We start from the raw sequence: 6,352 nt of genomic DNA, 5'->3' as shown, positions 1-6,352 counted from the left end.
CAGATAGCTCTTCCTGAGATGGCGGTGCAGCCCCTTGGTGTTCGAGATCCAGGCGGAGGTGAGGGTTTCGGAGTAGCTGGCCCCCTCGGTGCGCGTGATCCGGGCGTCGTAGCCGCGCGCGACCGCCTCGGCCGCCCGCGCCCACTCCTGCTTCTCCCGGATCGATCGCGTCCCGATCGTCGGGTCGTGGAGGCCGAGCCCCTCCCCCTCGTCACGCCCGTCGCCCGGGCCCGCCGGATCCGGAAGGTGCAGATCCTCGCGCGGATTCGCGGAGCGCGAGAGCTCGAGAGCGCGCTCCGCGGCCCGCCGGACGCCATCGGGATCAAGGGCGCTGGTGTGGACGAAGCCGAGGCGGCCCTCGCGCATCGCGCGGACTCCCATCCCCCGCACGTCCGCGCGAGAGAGATCCCGCACTTCCCCTTCTCGGATCTGGAACTGCAGATTGCGCCGGCTCTCGAGGAAGACATCCCCCTCGGCGCCGTTCGACGTCAGGATCGACAGGGCGGTATCAAGAAGAAACCTCTCGTCCATCTCTTCCCCCTAGCTTTCCGCCGACCCGCCGACCGTCATGGAGGAGATCCGGAGGGTCGGGGCGCCCGAACTCACGGGCACCCACTGCCCTTTCCCGCACGTCCCCGGCCAGAACTTGATGTCCGGCCCCACTCGGTCGATCCGCTTCATGATCTCGGGACCGCTGCCCACTAGCGTCGCGCCCCTCACGGGCGATCCGATCCGCCCGTCCTCGATCAGGTACCCTTCCAGCACGCCGAAAGTGAAGTTCCCCGTCGCAATATCGACCTCGCCTCCGCCCAGGCTCTTGGCGTAGAGGCCGCTCTTGGTCTCCTTGATCATCTCATCGACGGGATCGATCCCGTTGGGCAGGTAGGTGTTGCTCATGCGGACCAGCGGCGGGAATCGATACGATTGTCTCCGTCCGTTGCCGGTGCGCACCGTGTCGAGCGCCTGCGCGCTGATCCTGTCCGTAATGAAGCCCCGCAGGACGCCCCTCGCGATCAGCGTCGACTCGATGGGGACTGTTCCCTCGTCGTCGACATTGTAGGACCCTCGGAGATCCGGCATGGCGGCATACTCGACGATCGAGACGCGCTCCGACGCCACGACCTGCCCGACCTTCCCCGAGTAGAACGAGCTGCCGCGCCGCGCGGTGTCCCCCTCGAGACCATGCCCCACGGCTTCGTGAAAGAGAACGCCCCCGCCGGCGGCGAGGATGACAGGCATCTCCCCAGCGGGAGCCTCCCGGGCATCGCACATGGCGACCGCCATCCGCGCCGCCTCGATGGCGGCCTTGCCTGCTGCGTCATCGTCCATCTGCTCCGCGCCGAGACGCTGGCTGACTCTCTCTTGTCCCGTCCCCCGCCGGCCATCCTTGGCGGCGTTGACGTTGACCCGCATGTAGAGCAGCGGGAGATGATCCTCCACCCAGAGCCCCTCCGAGTTCACGACGGCGAAGTGGAGCATCTCATCGGTGTAGGTGACCGTGACCTGCTGGATGGAGGGATCGAATCCCCTCGCCGCCGCATCAGCCCTCGTGAGCCACGCCAGCCTCGAATCCTGGCCGATCTCATCGAACGGCCGGAGATAGCGCACGACCCGCGTCGGCGTCTCGGCTCGGAATATGATAGGGGCGAGGCCCGCGCTGGCGCTGGCGGCTATGGCCGCCGCGTTGCGGGCGGCATCGACGAGCGGCCCCTCCTCGAACGAATCGGCGAAGGCGTACCCGGTGCGATCTCCGTGCACCGCCCGGACCCCGACCCCGGCGAAGATCCCCTGCTCCACCGATTCGACCTTCCCGTCCGAGAGGGTCATGCTGGTGACCGTCCTCTTCTCCAGATAGAGATCGGAGAAACCGGCCCCCATGGATCGCGCTTCGAGAAGGACCCTGGACGCGACGCGACCGTCGACAGGGAAGAGCGGGGCTTCCATCGCTTCCGCCACCCCGATCAGGCGATCCAGCGGGCTGATCAGCGTCAGGCCGGCCGCCCCCCCAACGACCTTCAGGAACGATCTCCGTCTCAGAGGCTGCTCGCAAGAGATCATGCTTCCTCCCGTCCGGCGGACACCCCGAACACGCGCGAAGCGTACCAGACGGCGTTGGCGCGAGGAAGGGAGGAGGGACTACGAAGGCCCAGGCCCGCAGCGCCGCGAGGGTGCCCGCGCGGCCGGCGCCCTGTCACTCAGCCGGCGAAGCGGGCAAGCCGGGCGCGCACGAAGCGTTCGCACGTGCCTCGACTGCGATCGAATCGGCCTAGAGCGCGGCGGAAACGCGCATCGGGCGCGACGGGCCACGCGATCTGGTGAAGGCGATCTCTTCGTACGGCACGATCCTCATCGCTTCCTCCAGAGTCGTTCGCCCCTCGCATGCGTGCGCCAGGGCGTCTTGGCCGTGGCATCCGATCCTCTCGAGGATCCTCTGCTGCAGGATCGGCTCCTCCACGCGCTGGGCGATCCACCGACGCTCATCATCACTCGGGCGCCAGAACTCGGCCACGCGGATGCGATGCAGGAATCCCGTTCCCTGGCATCGCTCGCAGCCCCTGCCCCGCCACCACACCTGCCCCACGGGAGGGCTCGTGAACCAATCGTCGATCACGGATGCCTCCGGTCGGTACGTCACGAGACAGTGTGGGCAGTTGCGCCTGAGGAGGCGTTGCGAAAGGACGGCCCGCAGAGACGACGCCACCAGGGCCGGATCGACCCCGAGCTGGAGCACTCGCGCCGCGGCCGCGGCGCCGCCCGACGCCTGGATCGTGCACGCGATCAAGGGATGTCCGGCCGCCCCGGTGAAGGCGAGTTCGGCCAGCGCTCCCTCTCCGATCCTGTCGATCAAGACCGCGTCCGGGTTGAGGGCGAGAATCCTCTCCAGGTGATGCATGTAGGTGCAACCGCGGCGAGCGTCGACCTGCGCCTGGAAGACGCCCTCGATCGGATAGAGGATCGGGTCCTCGATCGTGTCGACGACCTTCCCCCTGGCGACCAGCCTTCCCAGGAGCGCCCGCAGCGTGGTCCGCTTCCCGCTCCCCTTCGGGCCGGCGATCAGGATGACGCCGCCCGCATGCTCCAGAACGGACTCGAGCTCGGCGCAGACCGTGTCGCGCAGGCCGATCTGATCGAGGGGGGGCACGGCGCGGCTCTCGTCCAGGAAGTGAAGCGCCGCAGTCTCCCCCTCAGGACCCGAGGTCAGGGTCATGCGCAGCGCGACGCGGTCGGACGGGCCTCCGCCCGCCCCCCGGGCCACGAGGACCCCCTCTTGCGTTCCCCGCGCCTCCGCGACATCCAGACCCGCCATCTCCTTGAGGGTCCGCATCAGCGCTCTCGCCGCGACGGGCGATCCGCCGAGCGGAGTCCAGTCCCTCAGGAGGCTCCCGACACGAAGCCGCGTCTGACCGATCGCCCCGTCGTGCCGGATGTGAAGCTCGCCGGCCCCTTGGGTTATGGCGTCGGTCAGAATCCTCCCAAGGCGATCGGACAATTCTTCGGGAGACTCCACGGAGGGAGGCGGCATGCCTGGGACAGTCGGCTTCTCCTCGCCGCCAGCGGAGGAGGCGGAAGCGGCCCGCGGATCGGCATTCCCGAACTCGTAGAGACTTCGCGCGAAGGCTGCGACCTCGCTCATCGGAGCCACGACCATCTCGATACGGAGACCGGTCGACTGCTCCAGCTCGGCCTTGACCTCCCGCCTCGCCGGGTCGCTCGTCGCGACCATCAGGAGGGATCCGACTCGGCCGATCGGCACCACGCCGTATCGCGACGCATAGAGGGGATTGATGAAGCGCCCCAACTCCGGTCGCGGCCGCATCCCGACCAGGGATACGCTGGGTAGGTCGAACTGCTCGGCGAGGACCTCCGCGAGCGCGGTCTCGTCGATCAACCCCATGTTGACGAGGACTTCCCCGAGCTTCCCCCCCGCCTTCTTCTGCTCGGCCAGAGCCCAGTCGAGATCCCTGGGAGCGATCCTGCCGCGATTGACGAGAAGCTCGCCGAGCTTGAGCCGCTTCCCCCATCTCTCGAGGATGAAGTCGAGCCTCTCCTTGGAGAGATACCCCATCTCGACGCAGAGGGCGCCGACGGACCTTTTATTGCCCTCCGGCTCGTCCTTTTGCGCCTTGAGCACCCGCTTGAGGTCCTCGGTGCCCAGGTACCCGAGATCCACAAGAAGCTGCCCGATAGGCCTGTACTTCCCGGCGGACGGGACGTGAGTCATTCGATCCCCCTCGAGATAAGATATCGGCGCCGAGGCCGTCAGACTGAATCGGCCAGTGCCGGTTCGGACCGTGGGGTATGCCGGAAAACCCCTTCGCGCGCAGGGCGTCTCCCTCTTATCATGCGTTGCGAGCGAACCGCCGGCGGAAGATCCCGCGTTCCCGGCGCGCAGGCGCAGGGACCGCGAAGGAGGGGGAAAGAAGATGAAATACGGAGCGCAGAATCGGGTTCAGGCTCGGGTGACGTCGGTCAAGGCCGGCGATGTGATGGCGCTGGTGAAGTTCAAGGTCACGGGCCCCGTCGAGATGGCCTCGGTCCTCACGTCGGAGTCCGTGGACCACCTCGCCCTCAAGGTCGGGGACGAGGTCGAGCTCATCATCAAGGCGATCCACGTGCTTCCCGTGAAGGACTGACCGAGTCCAGCCGGGACCCAGCGGAAGGAGGTCGCGAATGCCGCGCAACCTGCTCGGCCGGAATCAGGCATGGGCGCGACGGACCTCGGAGGACGATCCCGAGTTCTTCGAGAGGCTCTCCCGCGGGCAGGCTCCGCGCTACATGTGGATCGGGTGCTCCGACAGCCGGGTTCCCTCCGGCAAGGTCGTCGACTTGCCGCCGGGGCAGATCTTCGTTCATCGAAACATCGCGAACCTGGCGCTCCCCTCCGACACGAACTGCATGTCCGCCCTCCAGTACGCGGTCGCGGTCTTGCGCGTGGAGCACGTCATCGTCTGCGGCCACAACGGCTGCGGCGGGATCCGGGCCGCCGTCGATGGACGCGCGACGGGATCGATCGACGCGTGGCTGGGCCCGGTTCGAGATCTCCGCGAGAAGCATCGCGCGGCCCTCCCGCCGGCTGACGACATGGGCGCGCTTTGCGATCGACTCTCCGAGATCAATGTCATCGAGCAGGTCCTCAATATCGCGAGGACCCCCTTCCTGAGGGAGGCATGGGCGCAGGGGCAAGCGGTTGCCGTTCACGGGTGGGTCTACGATATCCGATCCGGCCTCATCAAGGATCTCGGCGTAACCGTGTCGCGCGCCGAGGAGGTGGCCGGGGTCGACGCCGCCCTCGAGCGCCCCGACTCACGCGGCGCGAGCTGCTAAATGGTCCCGACCCCGCCGGAGCCGCGAGCGGGAGCCGCGCGCAAGATCGACCCTGCCGGTCCCCTACGCCCCGCTAGGTTCGCAATCGTGCTTGTCGCGATCTGCGCCCCTCTTCTCCTCGGCGCGTTCATCGAGGCCGACTGGTCTTGGGGCTTCGATCATCTGCGGAGGGCGGGTCTGCTCTGGAGAATCGCCCTTCTTCTCCTCCTGGCCCTCATCTGGGCGCCCGGAGGCGGGCGCCTCATCGAGCGCGCAGCCGCGGCGATCGGGAGAAGGCTCGAGAAGAACCGGATTCTCACTCCCGTGCTTCTCTCCCTCGCCGGGCTCGCCATCTTCGTGGCCTTCCCCATCGCGACCCGAATGTACGGCGACAGCCGGTACATCCTCGATGACCACACGGCCGAGAGCTTCGGGGTTCACCTGAGGAAGATGCTCAGCCTCGGCGTGCAGACGCGCGGAGCGGCCGTCTTCGTCCTCCACGACGTCGTCTCGCTCTGGACAGGCCTCTCCTACGAGAGGACCTACATGCTGATCTCGGCTCTCTGCGGTGGGGTTTTCGTCCTCGCCCACGCCCGCCTGGCGGCCGGGCTCCCCTCGCTGGATCCCTGGAAGCGCGCGGCGATCCTCTGGGTGGGGTTGATCGACGGCGGCAACCAGCTCTTCTTCGGGCACATCGAGAACTACACGGTGCCGCGCCTGTTCGCCTGTCTTTTCCTCATGGGCCTCGTCCGCTCGCTCCTCGATCCCGATCGCCCCCAAAGGAGATCGATCACGCTCCTGTGGCTTCTCGTCGCCTGCTTCCTCCACATGCAGTACCTCGCCCTGGTCCCGGCGGCGATCTTCTGGATCGGCCGCGACATCTCCCGCTCCCGGCCCGCTCTGGAGAGAGCGATCGCGCCGCGCGCCGCGGCCGGGCTCATCCTCGCATCGCTAGCGGGAATCGCGCTCCTCTACATCGCCGCGGGCTCGACCTGCTATGACTACATCTACTCGGGGGGCCGCCCGCATCCCCGCCAGCTCTTTCTCC

6 protein-coding genes are annotated in these 6,352 nt (G+C 67.7%); 3 read left to right on the top strand and 3 right to left on the bottom strand.

Features of this window, described 5'->3' with window-relative positions:
• The 3 genes from FJY88_10860 to FJY88_10850 form a co-directional block, all read right to left on the bottom strand.
• Positions 1 to 531: hypothetical protein (locus FJY88_10860; protein MBM3287833.1), on the bottom strand; the 531-nt coding region annotated here is incomplete at its 3' end.
• Between the two features lie 9 nt (positions 532 to 540).
• Complete coding sequence (locus tag FJY88_10855; protein MBM3287832.1) at positions 541 to 2,058, bottom strand: TldD/PmbA family protein; 1,518 nt, start codon at positions 2,056 to 2,058, stop codon at positions 541 to 543.
• A gap of 208 nt (positions 2,059 to 2,266) precedes the next feature.
• Entirely contained in the window at positions 2,267 to 4,222 is a 1,956-nt protein-coding gene (locus tag FJY88_10850; protein ID MBM3287831.1) for a hypothetical protein, read from the bottom strand.
• 202 nt (positions 4,223 to 4,424) lie between these two features.
• Between FJY88_10850 and FJY88_10845 the strand changes: the two genes are divergently transcribed.
• The 3 genes from FJY88_10845 to FJY88_10835 form a co-directional block, all read left to right on the top strand.
• Positions 4,425 to 4,634, top strand: a complete 210-nt coding sequence (locus FJY88_10845) for a molybdenum-binding protein (GenBank protein ID MBM3287830.1) — start codon at positions 4,425 to 4,427, stop codon at positions 4,632 to 4,634.
• Positions 4,635 to 4,671: 37 nt separating this feature from the next.
• Positions 4,672 to 5,325 carry a carbonic anhydrase gene (locus tag FJY88_10840; GenBank protein MBM3287829.1) on the top strand — a complete coding sequence of 218 codons (654 nt, stop codon included), beginning with the start codon at positions 4,672 to 4,674 and terminating at the stop codon, positions 5,323 to 5,325.
• Positions 5,326 to 6,352: hypothetical protein (locus FJY88_10835; protein MBM3287828.1), on the top strand; the 1,027-nt coding region annotated here is incomplete at its 3' end.

The organism is Candidatus Eisenbacteria bacterium (assembly GCA_016867495.1).
Lineage (GTDB): Bacteria > Eisenbacteria > RBG-16-71-46 > CAIMUX01 > VGJL01 > VGJL01.
The sequence above is the reverse complement of the archived record's forward strand: the minus strand, read 5'-3'. Positions and strand labels throughout refer to the sequence as shown.